Source organism: Streptomyces sp. SudanB52_2052, from assembly GCF_964272415.1.
GTDB classification, from domain to species: domain Bacteria; phylum Actinomycetota; class Actinomycetes; order Streptomycetales; family Streptomycetaceae; genus Streptomyces; species Streptomyces olindensis.
In genome coordinates, this window is the sequence record NZ_OZ186796.1 from 4,995,967 (window position 1) to 5,013,757 (window position 17,791).

16 protein-coding genes and 1 tRNA gene are annotated in these 17,791 nt (G+C 71.2%); 9 read left to right on the top strand and 8 right to left on the bottom strand.

Features of this window, described 5'->3' with window-relative positions; translation table 11 throughout:
* Nucleotides 1–28 precede the first annotated feature (28 nt).
* The 5 genes from ispD (at nt 29) to ACSUPV_RS22280 (ending at nt 5,548) form a co-directional block, all read left to right on the top strand.
* Nucleotides 29–793, top strand: coding sequence for a 2-C-methyl-D-erythritol 4-phosphate cytidylyltransferase (ispD, locus tag ACSUPV_RS22260; RefSeq protein WP_031113731.1), 765 nt, complete (start codon nt 29–31; stop codon nt 791–793).
* Nucleotides 783–1,277: a 2-C-methyl-D-erythritol 2,4-cyclodiphosphate synthase gene (ispF, locus tag ACSUPV_RS22265; protein WP_031113730.1), complete on the top strand. Its 495-nt coding sequence runs from the start codon at nt 783–785 to the stop codon at nt 1,275–1,277. Before ispD ends, ispF begins: the two co-directional genes overlap by 11 nt.
* Nucleotides 1,278–1,321: 44 nt before the next feature.
* On the top strand, nt 1,322–2,716 hold the full coding sequence (cysS, locus tag ACSUPV_RS22270) for a cysteine--tRNA ligase (protein WP_436948324.1): 1,395 nt from the start codon (nt 1,322–1,324) through the stop codon (nt 2,714–2,716).
* A gap of 94 nt (nt 2,717–2,810) precedes the next feature.
* The gene (gene rlmB / locus ACSUPV_RS22275) at nt 2,811–3,746 is read left to right on the top strand and encodes a 23S rRNA (guanosine(2251)-2'-O)-methyltransferase RlmB (protein WP_031113727.1); all 936 of its coding nucleotides are present in this window, start codon (nt 2,811–2,813) and stop codon (nt 3,744–3,746) included.
* Between the two features lie 128 nt (nt 3,747–3,874).
* Nucleotides 3,875–5,548, top strand: coding sequence for a DoxX family membrane protein (locus ACSUPV_RS22280; RefSeq protein ID WP_436948326.1), 1,674 nt, complete (start codon nt 3,875–3,877; stop codon nt 5,546–5,548).
* A gap of 70 nt (nt 5,549–5,618) precedes the next feature.
* Here ACSUPV_RS22280 and ACSUPV_RS22285 read toward each other — a convergent pair whose 3' ends face one another.
* The 5 genes from ACSUPV_RS22285 to ACSUPV_RS22305 all read right to left on the bottom strand — a co-directional run bounded on the left by ACSUPV_RS22285 (nt 5,619) and on the right by ACSUPV_RS22305 (nt 11,540).
* On the bottom strand, nt 5,619–6,350 hold the full coding sequence (locus ACSUPV_RS22285) for a nucleotidyltransferase family protein (protein WP_031113724.1): 732 nt from the start codon (nt 6,348–6,350) through the stop codon (nt 5,619–5,621).
* A gap of 109 nt (nt 6,351–6,459) precedes the next feature.
* Entirely contained in the window at nt 6,460–6,909 is a 450-nt protein-coding gene (locus ACSUPV_RS22290; RefSeq protein WP_031113723.1) for a hypothetical protein, read from the bottom strand.
* Between the two features lie 218 nt (nt 6,910–7,127).
* Nucleotides 7,128–8,216, bottom strand: a complete 1,089-nt coding sequence (locus ACSUPV_RS22295; RefSeq protein WP_031113722.1) for an ABC transporter ATP-binding protein — start codon at nt 8,214–8,216, stop codon at nt 7,128–7,130.
* A gap of 194 nt (nt 8,217–8,410) precedes the next feature.
* Nucleotides 8,411–10,582: a UvrD-helicase domain-containing protein gene (locus ACSUPV_RS22300; protein WP_031113720.1), complete on the bottom strand. Its 2,172-nt coding sequence runs from the start codon at nt 10,580–10,582 to the stop codon at nt 8,411–8,413.
* Nucleotides 10,583–10,628: 46 nt separating this feature from the next.
* Nucleotides 10,629–11,540: a hypothetical protein gene (locus ACSUPV_RS22305; RefSeq protein WP_436948328.1), complete on the bottom strand. Its 912-nt coding sequence runs from the start codon at nt 11,538–11,540 to the stop codon at nt 10,629–10,631.
* Between the two features lie 112 nt (nt 11,541–11,652).
* Between ACSUPV_RS22305 and ACSUPV_RS22310 the strand changes: the two genes are divergently transcribed.
* A tRNA-Thr gene (locus ACSUPV_RS22310) sits at nt 11,653–11,725 on the top strand.
* Nucleotides 11,726–11,803: 78 nt separating this feature from the next.
* Nucleotides 11,804–12,727 carry an aminoglycoside phosphotransferase family protein gene (locus ACSUPV_RS22315; RefSeq protein WP_031113718.1) on the top strand — a complete coding sequence of 308 codons (924 nt, stop codon included), beginning with the start codon at nt 11,804–11,806 and terminating at the stop codon, nt 12,725–12,727.
* A gap of 84 nt (nt 12,728–12,811) precedes the next feature.
* On the opposite strand, the gene ACSUPV_RS22320 is transcribed toward ACSUPV_RS22315, so the two are convergent.
* Nucleotides 12,812–13,792, bottom strand: coding sequence for a zinc-binding dehydrogenase (locus tag ACSUPV_RS22320; RefSeq protein WP_037759412.1), 981 nt, complete (start codon nt 13,790–13,792; stop codon nt 12,812–12,814).
* Nucleotides 13,793–13,838: 46 nt separating this feature from the next.
* Nucleotides 13,839–14,999 (bottom strand): FAD-dependent oxidoreductase, encoded by a 1,161-nt coding sequence (locus ACSUPV_RS22325; protein WP_037759413.1) that lies wholly within the window; start codon nt 14,997–14,999, stop codon nt 13,839–13,841.
* A 143-nt stretch (nt 15,000–15,142) separates the two neighbouring features.
* On the opposite strand from ACSUPV_RS22325, the gene ACSUPV_RS22330 reads away from it, so the two are divergent.
* Nucleotides 15,143–15,820 (top strand): pentapeptide repeat-containing protein, encoded by a 678-nt coding sequence (locus tag ACSUPV_RS22330; RefSeq protein ID WP_382613098.1) that lies wholly within the window; start codon nt 15,143–15,145, stop codon nt 15,818–15,820.
* 27 nt (nt 15,821–15,847) lie between these two features.
* Here the strand turns inward: ACSUPV_RS22330 and ACSUPV_RS22335 are convergent, their stop codons facing one another.
* Nucleotides 15,848–16,348 carry a hypothetical protein gene (locus tag ACSUPV_RS22335; RefSeq protein ID WP_031113712.1) on the bottom strand — a complete coding sequence of 167 codons (501 nt, stop codon included), beginning with the start codon at nt 16,346–16,348 and terminating at the stop codon, nt 15,848–15,850.
* Here ACSUPV_RS22335 and ACSUPV_RS22340 point away from each other — a divergent pair.
* Entirely contained in the window at nt 16,338–17,789 is a 1,452-nt protein-coding gene (locus tag ACSUPV_RS22340; RefSeq protein ID WP_436948331.1) for a M1 family metallopeptidase, read from the top strand. The genes ACSUPV_RS22335 and ACSUPV_RS22340 overlap by 11 nt on opposite strands.
* The last annotated feature ends 2 nt before the right edge of the window (nt 17,790–17,791 follow it).

Sequence of the window (17,791 nt, forward strand, 5' to 3'; positions counted from 1 at the left end):
GGCCAGCACACAAACCTGACAGGAACCGATGTCTGACGATTCGCGTCCCTCGCCGCCGGCCGCCCGCGCGGCGGCCCGTACGGCGGCCGTGATCCCGGCCGCCGGCCGGGGTGTACGGCTCGGCCCGGGCGCCCCCAAGGCGCTCCGCGCGCTGGGCGGCACCCCCATGCTCATCCACGCCGTCCGGGCGATGGCCGCCTCCCGCGCCGTCTCCCTCGTCGTCGTCGTGGCACCGCCCGACGGCGCCGCCGAGGTCAAGTCGCTGCTCGACGCGCACGCGCTGCCCGAGCGGACCGACTTCCTCGTCGTTCCCGGCGGGCAGAGCCGCCAGGAGTCCGTGAAGCTCGGCCTGGACGCGTTGCCGCCCGGCCACGACATCGTGCTGGTGCACGACGCGGCCCGGCCGCTGGTCCCGGTCGACACGGTCGACGCCGTGATCGAGGCCGTCCGCGAGGGCGCCCCGGCGGTGGTCCCCGCGCTGCCGCTCGCCGACACGGTCAAGCAGGTCGAGCCCGCCCGGACGCCCGGCGAGCCCGAGCCGGTCGTCGCGACACCGGAGCGCGCGCTGCTGCGCGCGGTGCAGACGCCGCAGGGCTTCGACCGGGCCACGCTCGTCCGGGCGCACGAGACGGTGACCGGCGAGGTCACCGACGACGCCGGCATGGTGGAGCAGCTCGGCCTCACGGTCGTGGCCGTCCCCGGCCACGAGGAGGCGTTCAAGGTCACGCGCCCCCTGGACCTGGTCCTCGCGGAGGCGGTCCTGGCCCGCAGGAGGCTCAACGATGGGTTCTGAGGGGATCCCGCTGCCCCAGGTCGGCATCGGCACCGACATCCACGCCTTCGAGGAGGGCCGCGAGCTGTGGTGCGCCGGCCTGAAGTGGGAGGGCGAGGGCCCGGGCCTGGCCGGCCACTCCGACGCGGACGTCGTCGCGCACGCCGCCTGCAACGCCCTCTTCTCCGCCGCCGGCCTCGGCGACCTCGGGCAGCACTTCGGCACGGGCCGCCCCGAGTGGTCGGGCGCGTCGGGCGTGACCCTGCTGACCGAGGCGGCCCGGATCGTCCGCGAGTCCGGCTTCCGGATCGGCAACATCGCCGTACAGGTGGTGGGTCCGCGTCCGAAGATCGGCAAGCGCCGGGACGAGGCGCAGAAGCTTCTGTCGGAGGCGGCCGGGGCACCGGTGTCGGTCTCGGGCGCGACGACGGACGGCCTGGGCTTCCCGGGCCGGGAGGAGGGCCTCATGGCGGTGGCGACGGCCCTGGTCGTGCGGGCGGTGTGAGGGACGGCCCCACCCACCCCCCACGGCCCACTACCCTAGGAACCGTGACTATTCGCCTGTACGACACCAGCGCCCGGCAGATCCGTGACTTCTCCCCGCTCCAGCCGGGTTGTGTCTCGATCTACCTGTGCGGCGCCACCGTGCAGGCCGCCCCGCACATCGGACACATCCGGTCCGGGCTGAACTTCGACATCATGCGCCGCTGGTTCGAGTACCGCGGCTACGACGTCACGTTCGTGCGGAACGTCACGGACATCGACGACAAGATCATCGCCAAGTCGGCCGACCAGAACCGCCCCTGGTGGGCCATCGGCTACGAGAACGAGCGGGCGTTCAACGAGGGCTACCGCGCCCTCGGCTGCCTGCCCCCGACCTACGAGCCGCGCGCCACCGGCCACATCACCGAGATGGTCGAGATGATGCGCGGCCTCATCGAGCGGGGGCACGCCTACGTCGCGGACGGCAGCGTCTACTTCGACGTCCGCTCCTTCCCGGAGTACCTGGCGCTGTCCAACCAGGACATCGACGACCTGCGCCAGCCCGACGAGGGCGTCTCCGGCAAGCGCGACCCGCGCGACTTCGCCATGTGGAAGGCCACCAAGCCCGGCGAGCCCGACTGGGAGACGCCGTGGGGCCGTGGCCGTCCCGGCTGGCACCTGGAGTGCTCGGCGATGGCGCACAAGTACCTCGGCTCCGCCTTCGACATCCACGGCGGCGGCCTCGACCTGGTCTTCCCGCACCACGAGAACGAGATCGCCCAGGCCAAGGCCTACGGCGACGACTTCGCCCGGTACTGGGTGCACAACGCCTGGGTCACCATGAGCGGCGAGAAGATGTCCAAGTCGCTCGGCAACTCGGTCCTGGTCAGCGAGATGGTCAAGCGGTGGCGCCCGATCGTGCTGCGCTACTACCTCGGCACCCCGCACTACCGCTCGATGATCGAGTACAGCGAGGAGGCCCTGCGCGAGGCCGAGTCGGCGTTCGCGCGGATCGAGGGATTCGTGCAGCGCGTGGTCGAGAAGGCCGGCGTCGTCGAACCCGCCGCCGAGGTGCCGCTCGCCTTCGCCGAGGCCATGGACGACGACCTGGGCGTGCCGCAGGCGCTCGCCGTGGTGCACACCACCGTCCGCCAGGGCAACAGCGCGCTCGCCGCCGACGACAAGGAAGCCGCGGTGGCCCGGCTCGCCGAGGTCCGCGCCATGCTCGGCGTCCTCGGCCTCGACCCGCTCGACGAGCACTGGGCCGGAGAGGGCGACCGCGGCGACGACCTGCACGGCGTGGTGGACTCGCTCGTGCGCATGGTCCTCGACCAGCGCGAGGCCGCCCGGGCCCGCAAGGACTGGCCGACCGCGGACGCCATCCGCGACCAGCTGGGCCAGTCCGGCCTGGTCATCGAGGACAGCCCGCAGGGACCGCGCTGGAGCCTCGGCCCGCGCTGAGCCGGCTCCACCCGGTGATCGATTGTGCCGCCCGGGCCTCCGGGCGGCACACTGCACAGACGTACGTACGAACGCTCACACAGACAGGTAGGTCATGGCCGCAAACAACCGCCGCATGTCCGGCAAGAAGGGCGCGCAGGTCGGCAGCGGCGGCAAGCGGCGCCGGAGCCTGGAGGGCAAGGGCCCGACGCCTCCCGCCGAGATGCGCAAGGGACACGCCAAGCAGCGCGCGGCGCAGGCCAAGTCGCGCCGCGCCCAGAGCCGCACCAAGGGGCCGCGCGGCAAGGGCACCTCCGAACTCGTCGTCGGGCGCAACCCCGTCGTCGAGGCCCTGCGCGAGGGCGTACCGGCCTCGACGCTGTACGTGCAGCAGTTCATCGACAGCGACGAGCGGGTCCGCGAGGCCCTGCAACTCGCCGCCGAGCGCGGGGGCATCAACCTCATGGAGGCGCCGCGCCCCGAGCTCGACCGGATGACGAACGGCCTGAACCACCAGGGGCTCGTGCTCCAGGTCCCGCCGTACGAGTACGCCCACCCCGAGGACCTCGCCGACGCCGCCGCCGACGAGGGCGAGGACCCGCTGATCGTCGCGCTCGACGGCGTGACCGACCCGCGCAACCTGGGCGCGGTCGTCCGGTCCGTCTCCGCCTTCGGCGGGCACGGCGTCGTCGTCCCCGAGCGGCGGGCCGCCGGGATGACGGCCGGAGCCTGGAAGACGTCCGCCGGTACGGCCGCCCGGACGCCCGTCGCCCGCGCCACCAACCTGACGCGCGCGCTGGAGGCGTACAAGAAGGCGGGCATCGTCGTCGTCGGTCTGGCCGCCGACGGGGACGTCGAACTGACCGAGCTGGACGCCCTGGAGGGGCCCGTCGCCATCGTCGTCGGCAGTGAGGGCAAGGGGCTGTCCCGGCTGGTCGGGGAGACCTGCGACTTCCGGGTGCGGATCCCGATGCCGGGCGGCGCCGAGTCGCTCAACGCCGGTGTGGCGGCGGGGATCGTGCTCTACGAGGCGGCCCGCCGACGCGCCTGAACGGACGTCCGACACCTCACCCGAACGGGTTCATTCCGGGGGCATCGGGGCGACGAGGACAAGCTTGACGGGGTCCGGACAGATCCGGCGGGTCAAAGCAGTGTCCTATCCCGACGTCACTCGGTTAGATGAGTGTGGACACCAGAACACCCCGCACACCCACGGGGGACCGCTCGTCGGGACTCGACGACGCTCCCGCGCTGAGCATGGTGAAGGTGCCGAGCGACCCGGCTCAGGTCATCGTCAATCACGCGAGTTTCCGCGTGCAGTTGGGCGTCTCGACGCGTCGCGTCCAGTCCCCCCGGGTCGCACGGCACCTGACCGCCACCGAGGACACCGCCCGCATCCCCGTCGTCGCCGGGAGCGAGGCGGACGGGGCCACCGCCCGCCGCCGGCCCGTCGTCTGGAGCGGCAGATCCGCGCCCGACGACACCGGCGCCCACCGCCTCCTGCAGGCCGCGCGGCACGAGAGCGTCCGCCACGCCGACGACCCCGCCTCCGACACCGGAGCCACCCAGGTCATCTCCCGCGTGGGCACCGGCCACGAGGACGCGGGCTACGGCTACGAGGACGACCTCACCCAGACCGTCGAGACCCCCGTCGTCGGCCGGCAGCGCACCCACGACCCCGCGGACGGCACCCGGCTGCTGCCCCCCATGCGCACGGTCGGCAGCGCCTACGACGAACCCGCCTACACCCAGAGCGACTTCGAGGGCCTCCCCGCCGAGGGGGACGAGGCCGAGCGGCGCGTCCGGCGGCACGGCGACGACCCGGCGCGGCACGCCTACTACCCGGGCCGCCGGATGAACCTCGGCGTCGTCCTGCTCCCGCTGCGCGTCTTCCTCGGCTTCATCTCCATCTACGCCGGCATGGGCAAGCTGTGCGACCCCGTCTACTTCGACGGCGGCAAGCGCGGCTCCATGGTCAAGTGGCTCAACACGCTGCACCCCTGGGAAGTCGCCGAGCCCCTGCGGCAGTTCGCCCTGGAGCACCCGGTGGGCTCCGGCCTGGTCATCGCCTTCGCGCAGGTCATCGTCGGCGTGCTGACGGTCCTGGGCTGCTGGCAGCGCGTGGCCGCGGCCTTCGGCGCCCTGCTCTCCGCCGCGCTGCTGGTCACGGTCAGCTGGAAGAGCGTCCCCGCCTACGAGACGCCCGACATCATCTACCTCGCCGCCTGGTCCCCGCTGATCATCGCCGGCGCCCCCGTCTACTCCGTCGACGGCCGCCTCGTCGGCAGCGCCTGGCGGCGCCTCGGGCCCCGCGCCGCCATCTGGGACCTGCGCCGCTACGTGCTGCGCCGCGGCGCCCTCGTCACGGCCATCGTCACCGGCCTCACCCTGCTCGTCGGCTCGCTGCTCGGCGGCGCCGTCCGCGACGCCGACCGGGTCGTCGTCCCGGGCCCCGGCGAGGCCCCGCGCAACGAGCTGCCCGGCTCCCCGCTCCCGGGCGAGCCCGGCAAGCGGCAGAAGAAGACCCCGTCCGCCTCCACCTCGCCCACCCAGGGCACCACGGCGGGATCGGCCAGCCCCAGCGCGGGCACCACGACCAGTCCGGGCGCCACTCGGGACGCGGGCACCGTCACCGGCGGCTCGCCCAGCCAGACCCAGGGCAGCGCGGGCCAGGCCCCGCCCCAGCAGTCCACCCCGGAGAACCAGGCGCCGAGCACCACGTCCGGCCCCACCTCCGGCGGCCCCACCTCCGGCGGCACGGCCACGGGCGGCACGGGCTCGACCGGCGGCTCGGGCACCGGCGGCTCCTCGTCCACCGGCCGGTCGGGCCTGGTGGGCGGCCTGCTGGGCTGACCGGCCGATCCACGGAGAAGGGCCCCGCACCACGAGGTGCGGGGCCCTTCTCATGTGACGCTCCGGGCTCTCAGCGCCCCAGCGCCGCCAGTTCCTTCGCGGCCTCCGTCAGGTCCTTCGCCGTGTCGATGGCCCGCCAGTACGACCCCTGGGGGATCGTGAACCCGGCGAGGCGCCGCTCCCGGGCCAGATGCGGGAACGTCGTCCGCTCGTGGTCCCCCCGATGCGGCAGCAGCCCGGCGAACTCGGGGGAGAAGACGTAGACGCCCGCGTTGATCTCGAACGTCGACGGCGGTGCCTCGATGAAGTCGGTGATCCGCCCGAAGCCGTCCGTCCGCACCGCGCCCCACGGCAGCCGGGGCCGCGCCAGCGCCAGCGTCGCGATGGCGTCCCGCTCCGTGTGGAAGTCCGCCATGTCGCGCAGCGAGAACCGCGTCCAGATGTCCCCGTTCGTGGCGTACCAGGGCTGGTCCGGGTGGGGGAGGTGCGCCGCGGCGTACTTGAGGCCGCCGCCGCGGCCGAGCGGCTCCGACTCCACGACGGTGGTGACGGAGACGGGCAGATCGGCCGTCTCCAGCCACTTCTGGAGGACCTCGGCGAGGTGGCCGCAGGAGACCACCACGTCCGTCACGCCCTCTTCGGCGAGCCAGGACAGCTGATGGCCGATGATCGGAGTCCCCGTCCCGGGGATCTCGACCATCGGCTTGGGCCGGTCGTCGGTGTACGGACGCAGCCGGGAACCCTGGCCACCGGCCAGAACGACGGCTTGAACGGGGCGGGACGCGGCGTTCGGATCGCTCATGAGACCGAACTGTACGGGGCGTCCCGCCCGGGACGACGGCGGACGACCGCTGCGGTCGTCCGCCGTTACCGACTTCCCACCCTTCTCACCCGGCGCCAGGGCGCTGCGCTCAGCGGTGCGCGGCGGCGACGCCGGTGGCGAAGGACGTGTCGCACACCGGACGTGCGTAGGACTGGGCGCGGGTCGGGCCGTAGACCCGGACGGCGGCCTGGCCGAGGGCGCGGGCGATGGACTTGCAGTGCCGGGCCAGCGACGGGCGGCCGTTGACGGCCTGCTGGAGGTGGGTGAGGGCGACGCCCGGGTTCTCCTCCTGCAGCTCGGTCAGCAGCTTGTCGCGCAGGACGTCCTGCGGGGCGCGCTTGGCGGCCCGAGGCGTGCCGACGGAGGTGTCCGCGGCGGTGAGCACCGGGTCGGTGGAGTTCCCCGACCAGTTGACTCGGGTGACCGCGAGGGTCCCGGAGAGCACCAGGACGACGGGCAGGACGAAAGCGAGGGTGCGGCCGATCCGGCGGGCGGGGCCCCGGCCGCGTCGCGTCTGTTGGGTGTTGGAGTGCTTCACGCGTGTGAGGGTAGCGCGGGGTAATGGTTTGTAGACATTTAGTCACCGGTTCGGGGGATGAGAGAGGGCCTCTTATTGGGTAGAGGGTTGACGCACACCGCTCGAAACGTCCGGTCTGTCAGGGTATTTGTCGACAACGAGAAGGGCCCCGCAGCACGCTGCGGGGCCCTCTTCGTCAACTTGGGTGAATCACCCGGGGTTGTGCCTTTGGTGACGCGTCAGTCCGACAGGCGCTCACCGGTCGACGTCGAGAACACGTGGGTCTCGCCGGAGCGGGGCACGACGCGCAGCTGACTGCCCTTCTCCGGGACGTCGCGGCCGTTGACGCGGACGACGAGGTCCTTGGAGTCGTCGCCGACCTTGGCGGTGCCGTAGACGTAGGCGTCGGCGCCGAGCTCCTCGACGACGTTGACGGTGACCGCGAGGCCCTGGTCGGACTCCGGGCCGGCCACGTCGAAGTGCTCGGGGCGGACGCCGACCGTGACGGTCTTGTCGCTGGTGGCGGCGAGCGCGTCACGCTGCACCGGCACGACCGAGTTGCCGAACTTCACGCCGCCGTCGGTGACCGGCACCTCGACCAGGTTCATGGCCGGGGAGCCGATGAAGCCGGCCACGAAGAGGTTGGCGGGCTTGTCGTACATGTTGCGCGGGGTGTCGATCTGCTGGAGCAGACCGTCCTTGAGGACCGCCACGCGGTCGCCCATCGTCATGGCCTCGACCTGGTCGTGGGTGACGTAGACGGTGGTGATGCCCAGGCGGCGCTGGAGGGACGCGATCTGCGTACGCGTCGACACACGGAGCTTGGCGTCCAGGTTGGACAGCGGCTCGTCCATGAGGAACACCTGCGGTTCACGCACGATGGCGCGGCCCATGGCGACACGCTGGCGCTGACCGCCGGAGAGCGCCTTCGGCTTGCGGTCCAGGTACTGCGTGAGGTCGAGGATCTTCGCGGCCTCCTCGACCTTCTGCCGGATCTCCGCCTTGTTGACGCCGGCGATCTTGAGCGCGAAGCCCATGTTGTCGGCGACGGTCATGTGCGGGTACAGCGCGTAGTTCTGGAACACCATGGCGATGTCCCGGTCCTTCGGCGGCAGGTGGGTGACGTCGCGGTCACCGATGCGGATGGCGCCGGCGTTGACGTCCTCGAGCCCCGCGAGCATGCGGAGCGACGTGGACTTGCCGCAGCCGGACGGGCCGACGAGGACGAGGAACTCGCCGTCCTCGATGTCGATGTCGAGCGCGTCGACGGCGGGCTTGTCGGAGCCCGGGTAGATCCGGGTCGCCTTGTCGAACGAGACAGTGGCCATGGTGAGTGAACCCCTTCTACCGGCAGGAACGTGCCGGACGATCCGAGTAGGAAGGCGGTGCCACGACGGTTTTCCGTTGTGGTGTAGTCCACGCGTGTGAACTGGCTCAGGACGGTACCCGGCGTTCACACGGATGTCAGTAGTTCCGGGCCTGTGAACTTCGCGGAAATTTTCGACAGGGCCCCCCGCTTCTGTCAGAGGAGGGCGACGTCGGCTTCGACGGCTTTCGTAACGATCGTGCTGAATTCTCCGTCCTTCGGAGCGAACACCGTCAAGTGGCTCTCGGCCCTGCTCACGGCGAGGTAGAACTGGGAGTACAGCGCCCTCATGGCGCTCCCTCCCTGGCCGTACTCGTGCAGCCCTCCGGCCCCGCCCATGACCACGACGTGCGAGAACTGCAGGCCTGCGGCGTACTCGGCGGCCGTGACGATCAAGGCGCGGCGTGAGTACCGCAGGCGGTCGATGTCGTCCCGCCCCTCGATCAGCACCACCGACGCCTTCGCGAACTCGGGGGCGTCCAGGGCTTGCTTCAGCGCCTCCAGGTCACTGTTGCCCACCCCGACCAGGGCGACCCGCTGGTCCTGCGAGCTGTTCCTGAGCTGTTCCAGCGAGGCGCGCAGCGCCGAGACGGCCAGTGACGTCCGGTTGTCGAAGACGACACGGGGCTTGCCCTGCGCATCGTCCTCGTCTGCGCGCGGGGGGTGGTATTCCCAGTCATGCCCCATCTCGACCATGTTGGGCATCGAGCTGTGCAGGTACTGGACGAATTCGAAGACAGGGTTCGAGAAGCGGTGGACCTTCTCGAGGTCGATGGAGTCGATCGTCTGGGTGCGCTGGAAGACCTTGCCCGATCCCCTGCTGAGGTCGTTCTCGGACAGGCCGGTCAGCAGTATGAAGATCGACTGGTGCGGGTCCATGGCCATGACCAGCCGGGGGTGGCGTTCCACGTCCCGTGTGAGGTGATGCAGGAGATACCGCTCGGAGTCGCTGAAGAGGTGGAACTCGTCCACGAAGACGAAGTCGTAGCCGCGTGTCTTCCGGTGCGTGTGCCAGGCGTACGTCTCCAGGTAGCGGCGGAAGTCGTCGACGACCTGGTCCGTGCTGAGTTGCTGTCTCGCGTTCAGGCTCTCGATGTAGAAGCGATAAGCGGTGAAGGCCAGCTCCCGGTCGGCGGGGGTGTCCAGCGGCACCATCCAGGGCTCCCGGCTCAGGCCTCGGTACTCCTCAAGGGCGTTGAATCCGGGCTTGATCTGATGGGTGTCGAAGACTTCGGCGTACTCCCGCAGCAGGGCCCAGCACAGACGGAGTCGCTCGGGCGCCCCGGGCTCCGCCTCGACGCCTTCGTGCACCCAGGGGCTCACGAAGGTCCGGTAGGACTGCCACGTGTTCGCCTTGATCCGTTCCACGGCGGCGTCGATGAGGCTCATCTGCTGCTGCTTGCCGTCGAGGCTGTCCTCGCCCAGCACCTCCAGTTCGGTGCCCTGAAGCCACTGGCACAGGAAGGTGAGCGGCATGACCTCGATCTGGTCGCACAGGCCCCGCTCGTCGAGCTTGTGGAGCGCTTCCTCCACCTGCTGGGCAATCGCCCAGCTGTGGGTGAGGAAGAGGATGCGGGGCAGCTCCTCGCTGGTGGCGTCGTCGGCTTTGTACAGCTCTTCGAGGGCCCTGAGCTGCAGGACCAGTGTCTTTCCGGACCCAGCCGCTCCGCGGATCTTCAGAGGGTTGGACAGGTCGTTGGAGAGGATGTTGCGCTGTGTCTCGGTCAGGTAGGGAAGCCACTCCGTGAAGGTCCGGCTCTTGAGCAGGGCGCCGGTGCCCACCCGCTCTAAATCGACCGAGTTCTGCACGCGCTGAGGACGAGGTGCCCGACTGGCGAAGGCTGCACGGGCGGCCTCCAGGGCTGTGCCGTACGCCTCCAGCGCGGTGTTCGCAGGGCCGATCTCGCGCTCGGCCCTGAACTGCTGCAAGGTCATGCGGTCGTCACGGCTGGTGAGCGCCCAGAAGCAGAAGTGACCACTGCCCAGCGACTCCGCTATCCATCGCAGGGAGTCGGGATTCATGTTCCTGGGCAGCGCGAAGAACGCCAGGAGGTTCTCGTGGGAGAACTTGCTCCATGCCGACGGCAACGAAACCGGAGGCCGGGACATGGCCTGTGCCGCCCGGTCGACCCGCTCAAGGAAACGGGACGCGGTGTATTCGTCGTAGTCATGGATGAAAGACCAGCAGAACTGGTCCACCAGCACGAGGCTGCTGTCCTCGGTGTCTTCCCGGTGCAGGAAGAACGTTGTCTCGCCCGCTTGCGCCATGAATACGTGGTCGGAGACGAAGCCGTTATCCGGCTCCATGTCGAAGCCGGCTGCGTACACCTGCTGAAGGTAGGCAGTGAGGCTGGATCGGGTAAATGCGATCAAGTCAGTATTCCCAGTTGTCCGAGATTTTCATCAGGTGGTGGTCGCGGGCTGTCTCGTAGTCCTCCGGGAGGCCGATGTCCGTAAAGACCTGGGCCATCTGTTGGACGATGCGATGGCAGAACAGGGTGTTGAGCCGGGCGACCCTGCGGGCTTCGGTGGCCGACGTCTCGTCCAGGGGCCTGATGGCCACCAGTGACTCGTGGATGCTGCTGATCAGGCGCAGCAGTGCCACATAGCCGGTGGGATGGTGCGGGCTCGGCCGGTGGACGTAGAGGAAGTCGCCCGGGAACCGCTTCAGCCTCTCCCGCACGCTGTTACGAAGGAGTTCGTCGGCGCTCTTCTTTGTCGGGCGGGCCTTGTCGAGCCGTCGGCAGTGGGCCTGCAGACAGCGGCAGAACGGGCGCTGATGCGTGCACAGGGACAGGTCCTTGACGGATTTCTCCAGCGCCAGCAGGGCCCGGATGTGGGAGGCCAGGTCCTCCCGGGTGCGACCGGCCGGAAGGAGGGTGACGATGTCCTCCGGGGCGTATCCCAGCCGCATCATCTCAAATGCGCGATCGAGTTGGTCGGTGCCGCCGCCGTTGAGGATGGTTTTGCGGATCGCCCGCTCGGTTGCGGCTCGCTGGGCGTCGATCTCCTTGGGGATGACGAACTGCTTCACATAGGAGTCGACGGGGACGGCCGGAACGTAGGTTATGAGGTTCCAGTGCTTTCCGTATGCCAGGTCGCAATTCGCCGTCACGACGAATCCGAGTGCTTCTTCCCCATCCAGCGGAAAATCCGCTTTGGTGGACAGGAACTGAAGGACATCACCCTGTCGAATGGGTTGGTCGGGGTCCACGATCGCCAGCTCGTGTTCGGCGAATAACCCCTCGTCCTCGGCGCTGCCGGGGGTGAGTGTGGTGTCGGTCACGGCAGGATACTACTGAGGCCGGGTCTGTTCCGAGGAGAGATGCGTGGTACGGGCAGGGAGCGACTGTGTATGGTGGGCGCGGCCCCTCGTCAGTGGTCGATGAAGGGGGCCTGCCGCCTTAGCTCAGTTGGCAGAGCAGTTGCCTTGTAAGCTCCAGGTCGTCGGTTCGATTCCGACAGGCGGCTCACCGTGCCCAGGTCAGTGTCTGACCTGGGCTTTTCATGTGCCGAGACGCCAGCCGGATCCTGCCGGCCGTAATTCGCATGCCTCTTCTGGCGGACGCCGCTACCGTGCGAGGGGTGATCGACATTCCACGGGAGCTGGCCGCATCACAGGAGAAGTACAACGGGGAGGCGGGCCGGGCCTTCATCGCCGGGCTGCCGGACCTGGCGGCCGCCTTTCTGGAGCGCTGGCGGCTACGGGTCGACGGTTCGCCCATGCACGGTGTCTCCGCCCTGGTCCTGCCGGTCGTCCGGGTCGACGGCACTCCGGCCGTCCTCAAGCTCCAGCTGCTGGACGAGGAGAGCAGGGACGAGCCGGTCGCGCTGCGCGTCTGGGGCGGTGACGGGGCGGTGCGGCTTCTGGGCCACGACGAGGCCACCGGCACCATGCTGCTGGAGCGCCTCGATCCGTCCAGGATGCTGTCGCACGAACCTGACACGCACCGAGTCGTCCTCACGATCGCCGAACTGCTCGCCCACCTGACCTCCTTCCCCGCCCCGCCGGGTATGCGGCGCCTGGGCGACATGGCCCGGGCGATGCTGAACCGGACGCCATGGGCGCTGGATCGCATCCCCGATCGCGAGTCCCGCCGTGTGGTCGCCGACTGTGCGGCAGCCGTGCGCGAGGTCGTGGACGAACCCGGTGAGAGCCTGCTGCACTGGGATCTCCACGACGGAAACGTTCTCGCTGCCGAGCGGTCCTCATGGCTGGCGATCGATCCCAAGCCTCTGGTCGGCGACCCCGGCTTCGAGCTGTGGCCGGCGCTGGACAACCGGTTCGACCCCAATGACATCTGCTGGCGCTTCGACGCCATGACGGAAGTCCTCGGTCTGGACCGCGCGCGGGCTCGGGCCTGGACGCTCGGGCGGCTGTTGCAGAACGCCCTGTGGGACGTTGAGGACGGCCGCCCCGTGGATGACGACCAGCTGGAGATCGCCCGGCGCCTGCGCACCCACGGCAGTTGACCTGAAGCCGACACCGGCGCCATCCCGGGCACGGACCGGGCACCCGTCGGGCCGCAGTCCGAGGGCTTCCCGCGCGGCCGGCCGTCAGGGTTCCAAGACCACCTTGCCCGTCGTCCCCCGGGTCTCCAGCGCGCGGTGCGCGGCCGCGGCGTCGGTGAGGGGGAAGCGGTGGACGGCCGGGGTGAGGCGGCCCGCCGCGGCCTCGGTGAGGGCGCGTAGTTCGAGGGTGCGGACGGGGTCGGGGCCGCCGGCCTTCTGGAGCATGACGGGGCCGAGGACCTCCACGGAGACGCCGTCGACGAGGTAGGGCCCGCCGTCGTGGATGCCCTCGCCGGACCAGCCGAAGACGACGTGCCTGCCGCCGGGGCCGAGCAGGGCTACGGCTTCGCGGGCCGCGTCGCCGCCCACGCCGTCGAAGACGACGGTGGCGGTCCGGCCGCCGAGGTGGGCGCGGACCTTCGCGGGCCAGGCGGGGTCGGTGTAGTCGACGGCGAGATCGGCGCCGTTGGCCTGGACGCGGGCGACCTTCTCCGGCCCGCCCGCGAGCCCGACGACGGTGGCGCCGGCGTTCTTGGCGTACTGCACGAGGAGGGTGCCGATGCCGCCCGCGGCGGCCGGGACGACCACGACCGAGTCGGGGCCGAGGTCGGCGAACTGCAGGATCCCCATCGTCGTACGGCCCGTGCCGATCATGGCGACGGCCTCGGCGAAGTCGAGGTTCTCCGGGATCTCGTGCAGGCGTTCGACGTTGGTGACGGCCAGTTCGGCATAACCGCCCGGGGCGAAGCCGAGGTGGGCGACGACCCGCTTGCCGAGCCACAGGCCGGCGACGCCCTCGCCCAGGGCCTCGACGACCCCGGCGACCTCGCGGCCGGGGATCGTGGGCAGGGGTGTCGGTTCGGGTGCCGGTCCCCGGGCGCCCTCGCGCAGGGCCGTGTCCAGGAGGTGGACGCCCGCCGCCCGTACGGCGACACGGACCTGGCCGGGGCCCGGGCGGGGGTCCTCGACCTGCTCGTAGGTGAGGTTCTCGGCCGGGCCGAAGGCGTGCAGGCGGATGGCGTGCATGCGGGGCTCCTCGTGGTGTCGTGGTCTGCGCCCCCAGCCTTCAACCTCAAGCATGCTTGAGGTCAAGCTCCCGCCTGCCGAGGGCCAGGGACACCGCCGTCAGGGCGCTGTTGAAGGAGACCTCCGACAGCACGCCGGGGGCCGCGACCTGGTCGCCCGCGAGGTAGACACCGTCGCCCCGGTCCACGGCGGGCCGGTCACGCCAGCTGGTGCCGGGCAGGTCGACCGCGCCCGTACGGCCGTTCGCCACGGCCCCGCGCCGCCAGGTGACCCGCTCGCGCCAGCCCGGGAAGCCCAGGTCGAGCAGCTCCTCGGCGCGCGCGGTGCCGTCGGCCTTGGACTCGCGCGGGGCGATGGGGATCTGCCCCTGGATCAGCTGCTCGCCGGCCGGCGCGAGGCTGCGGTCCTGGGCGGTGAACCGTTCCAGCCAGCCGGGCGCGTCGAGGTCGGAGACCACGAAGGCGTCCCCGCGCCGGGTGCGCACGGCCAGGTCGACGAGGACGGTACGGCCGCTCGGCCAGGTCAGCGAGTCGTCGCCGAGCAGCCGCCGGGCGGCGTCGAGGGAGGTGGCGACGACGACCGGCGTGTCGGTGGGGAGCGTGTCGACGCGGGACAGCGTCTCGATCCGCACGCCCAGGTTCCAGGCGCGGGCGGCCATGCGGTCGATGAGGCTCGCCCAGCCGCCGCGCGGGTAGTGCGCCTCGGGCGGCAGCTTGGTGGCGCGGCGCAGGCGCTCCTGCACGAACGCGGCCGAGAGGGATCCGGGGTCGTGGTGGAAGAGGGCGACGGCGGAGTAGTGGGCGGCGGCCCGGGCTCCCTCCTCCCCTGCGATGCCGGTCGCCCAGGTGAGGAAGTCGACGTCCACGGGGGCCTGCCGGCCGGTCCGGCGCAGCAGCTTCAGCATCGCGAAGGGCGGGGTGCGGCGCAGCGCGCCCTGGTGGCGCAGCCGCAGCCGGGCGGCCTCCAGGGGCGGGATCGGGGCGAGCGGGCCGATGAGGTCGCGCTGCCGTAGCCAGGCCCAGTGCGGGCCGCCGTTGTAGAGGGCGTGCGGGCCCTCGTTCGTGCGGTAAGGGCCCTCGGCGGTGCGGGCCCGGCCGCCGAGTGTGTGGTGGGCCTCGTGGACGGTGACCTTGGCGCCCGCCTCGGCGGCGGTGATGGCCGCGGTCAGTCCGGCGAAACCGCCGCCGATCACGGTGATGCGGTGCATGGCTGGGGGTCTCCCTGCGGTCGTCGTGGTGGCCTGGTGGTGGCCTGTCGGGAGTACGACGGGCCGAGGGCGCCGGTATGTGACATCGCGGGTGGTTGCCCAGGTCAGGGCGTGTTGTCAGTGGTGGCGTGCAGCATGGGGGCATGGCGAGGAGAGCGGCGGGCGGTACGGGTGTGAAGGGCGCGCGGCGACCGGAGCTGCGGCTGCCGGTGCCGGAGCCGTACGAGGGCGGTGGGCTGGAGCCGGACGGGGACTACGACGGGCTGGAGTTCAAGGACGCCGACCTCGGCGGGCAGGACGGCTCGGGCGCGCGCTTCATGGACTGCGCGCTGACGGGGTGCGCGCTGGACGAGACCCGACTGCGGCACGCCCGGATCCTGGATTCGGCCCTGAGCGGCGTCCGGGGAGTCGGCACGGACCTGGCCGAGGCGACCCTGCGGGACGTGGAGCTGACCGACGCCCGCCTCGGCGGACCGCAACTGCACGGGGCGGTGCTGGAGCGGGTGCTGATCCGCGGCGGCAAGATCGACTGTCTGAACCTGCGCACGGCCCGGCTCAGAGACGTCGTCTTCGAGGGCTGCGTCCTCGTCGAGCCGGACTTCGGCGGGGCTCGTCTGGAGCGGGTGGAGTTCGTCGACTGCGCGCTGAAGGGAGCCGACCTGCACGCGGCGACCCTCGTCGACGTCGACCTGCGCGGGGCCGCGCCGCTGGAGATCGGCCGAGGGCTGGACCGGCTGTCCGGGGCGGTGATCAGCCCGGCCCAACTGCTGGACCTGGCACCGGTGCTGGCGGCGCAGTGGGGGATCCGGGTGGAGGGGTGAGCGCGGACACTGCGGGCGTCCGGCCCCTCAGGGGATCCGTGGGAAGCGGGCCTGGAGGGTCCAGATCGCCGGGTTCTCGGCGAGGTCGTCGTGCAGGTCGGTCAGGTCGGCGATCAGGTCGTGCAGGAAGTCCCGGGCCTCCCGGCGCAGTTCGGCGTGGGAGACGGTGAGCGGGGGCTCCTCCGCGCGCATCCAGTCGGCCTCGATGTCCACCCATCCGAAGCGCCGCTCGAAGAGCATCCGGTCGGTCGACTCGGTGAAGTCCAGCTCCGCCCGCTGCGGCCGGGACGCCCGGGAGCCCGCCGGGTCCCGGTCGATGCGCTCCACGATGTCGCACAGCGCCCACGCGAAGTCGAGCACCGGCACCCACCCCCAGGCTGTGGACACCTCGTGGTCCGTCTTGGTGTCCGCCAGATAGACGTCACCGCAGAACAGGTCGTGCCGCAGGGCGCGGACGTCCGCGCGCCGGTAGTCGGTCTGCGGCGGGTCCGGGAAGCGGTTGGAGAGGGCGTAGCCGATGTCGAGCACGGATGTGATGGTGTCACGCGACCGTAGGATCGCGGCCGTGGCCCGAACTGTACGTCTTGTCCCCGCCCTGCTCGCCTCCGTGCTCACCCTCGCCGGGTGCGGCGGCGGAGTGCACGGCACACCGGGCGGCTCCGGCGTACGCGACCCGTACTTCCCGAAGGCGGGCAACGGCGGCTACGACGTCGCCCACTACGCCCTGCGCCTCACCTACGCCCCGGACGCGCACCACCTCACCGGCACGGCCACCGTGACGGCCCGTGCCACCCAGGACCTCTCCGCCTTCAACCTGGACTTCGAGGGCCTGGAGGTCGAGCGGGTCACGGTCGGCGGTGAGACCGCCCGCTGGAACCGCGCCGGACAGGAGCTCACCGTCCGGCCGCACGCCGACATCGACCGGGACGACACGTTCCACGTGACCGTCCGCTACTCCGGCGCGCCCGAGACCGTCACCGACCCGGACGGCTCCCGCGAGGGCTGGCTGCGCACCGCGGACGGGGCGCTCGCGCTCGGCGAGCCGACGGGGTCGATGACGTGGTTCCCCGGCAACCACCACCCCTCCGACAAGGCGGCGTACGACGTCACGGTGAGCGTTCCGCAGGGGCTGCGGGCCGTGTCCAACGGGGAGTTGCGGAGCGAGAGGACCGCACGGGGCCGTACGACGTACCGGTGGCACACCGGTGAGCCGATGGCGAGCTACCTCGCCACACTCGCGATCGGCCGCTTCGACATCAGCCGTTCCAGGACCCCGGACGGTCTGCCCGTGTACACCGCCGTCGACCCGGCCGAGGCGGCGGCGAGCCGGCCGGTGCTCGGGCGGATACCCGAGGTGCTGCGCTGGGCGGAGAAGCGGTTCGGGCCGTACCCCTTCTCCTCCACGGGCGCGATCGTCGACCGGGCGGCCGACCTCGGATACGCCCTGGAGACGCAGAACCGCCCGGTCTTCCCCGGCGCCCCCGACCTCACGCTCCTCGTCCACGAACTCGCCCACCAGTGGTACGGCGACTCGGTCTCGCCGAAGAGCTGGCGGGACATGTGGCTCAACGAGGGCTTCGCGACGTACGCGGAGTGGCTGTGGGAGGAGGACCACGGCGGGAAGAGCGCGCAGGAGACCTTCGACGCGCTGTACTCCGGCGACTCCTCGGACACCGAGGAGGCCGCGGAGTCCGTCTGGGCGTTCCCGCCGGCCGATCCGCCGAGCGCCGCGCGGATCTCCGAGGCGCCGGTGTACTGGCGGGGCGCGATGGTGCTGCAGAAGGTACGTCAGGTCGTCGGCGACGAGAAGTTCTGGCGGATCCTCAAGGGCTGGGCGGCCGCGTACCGGCACGGGAACGCGGACACGGCCGACTTCACGGCATACGTGGAGAAGCAGGCGCCCGGGGAGGACTTCGAGGGCATCTGGGAGGACTGGCTGTACGGGGAGGGGAAGCCGGAGCGGCCCTGAGC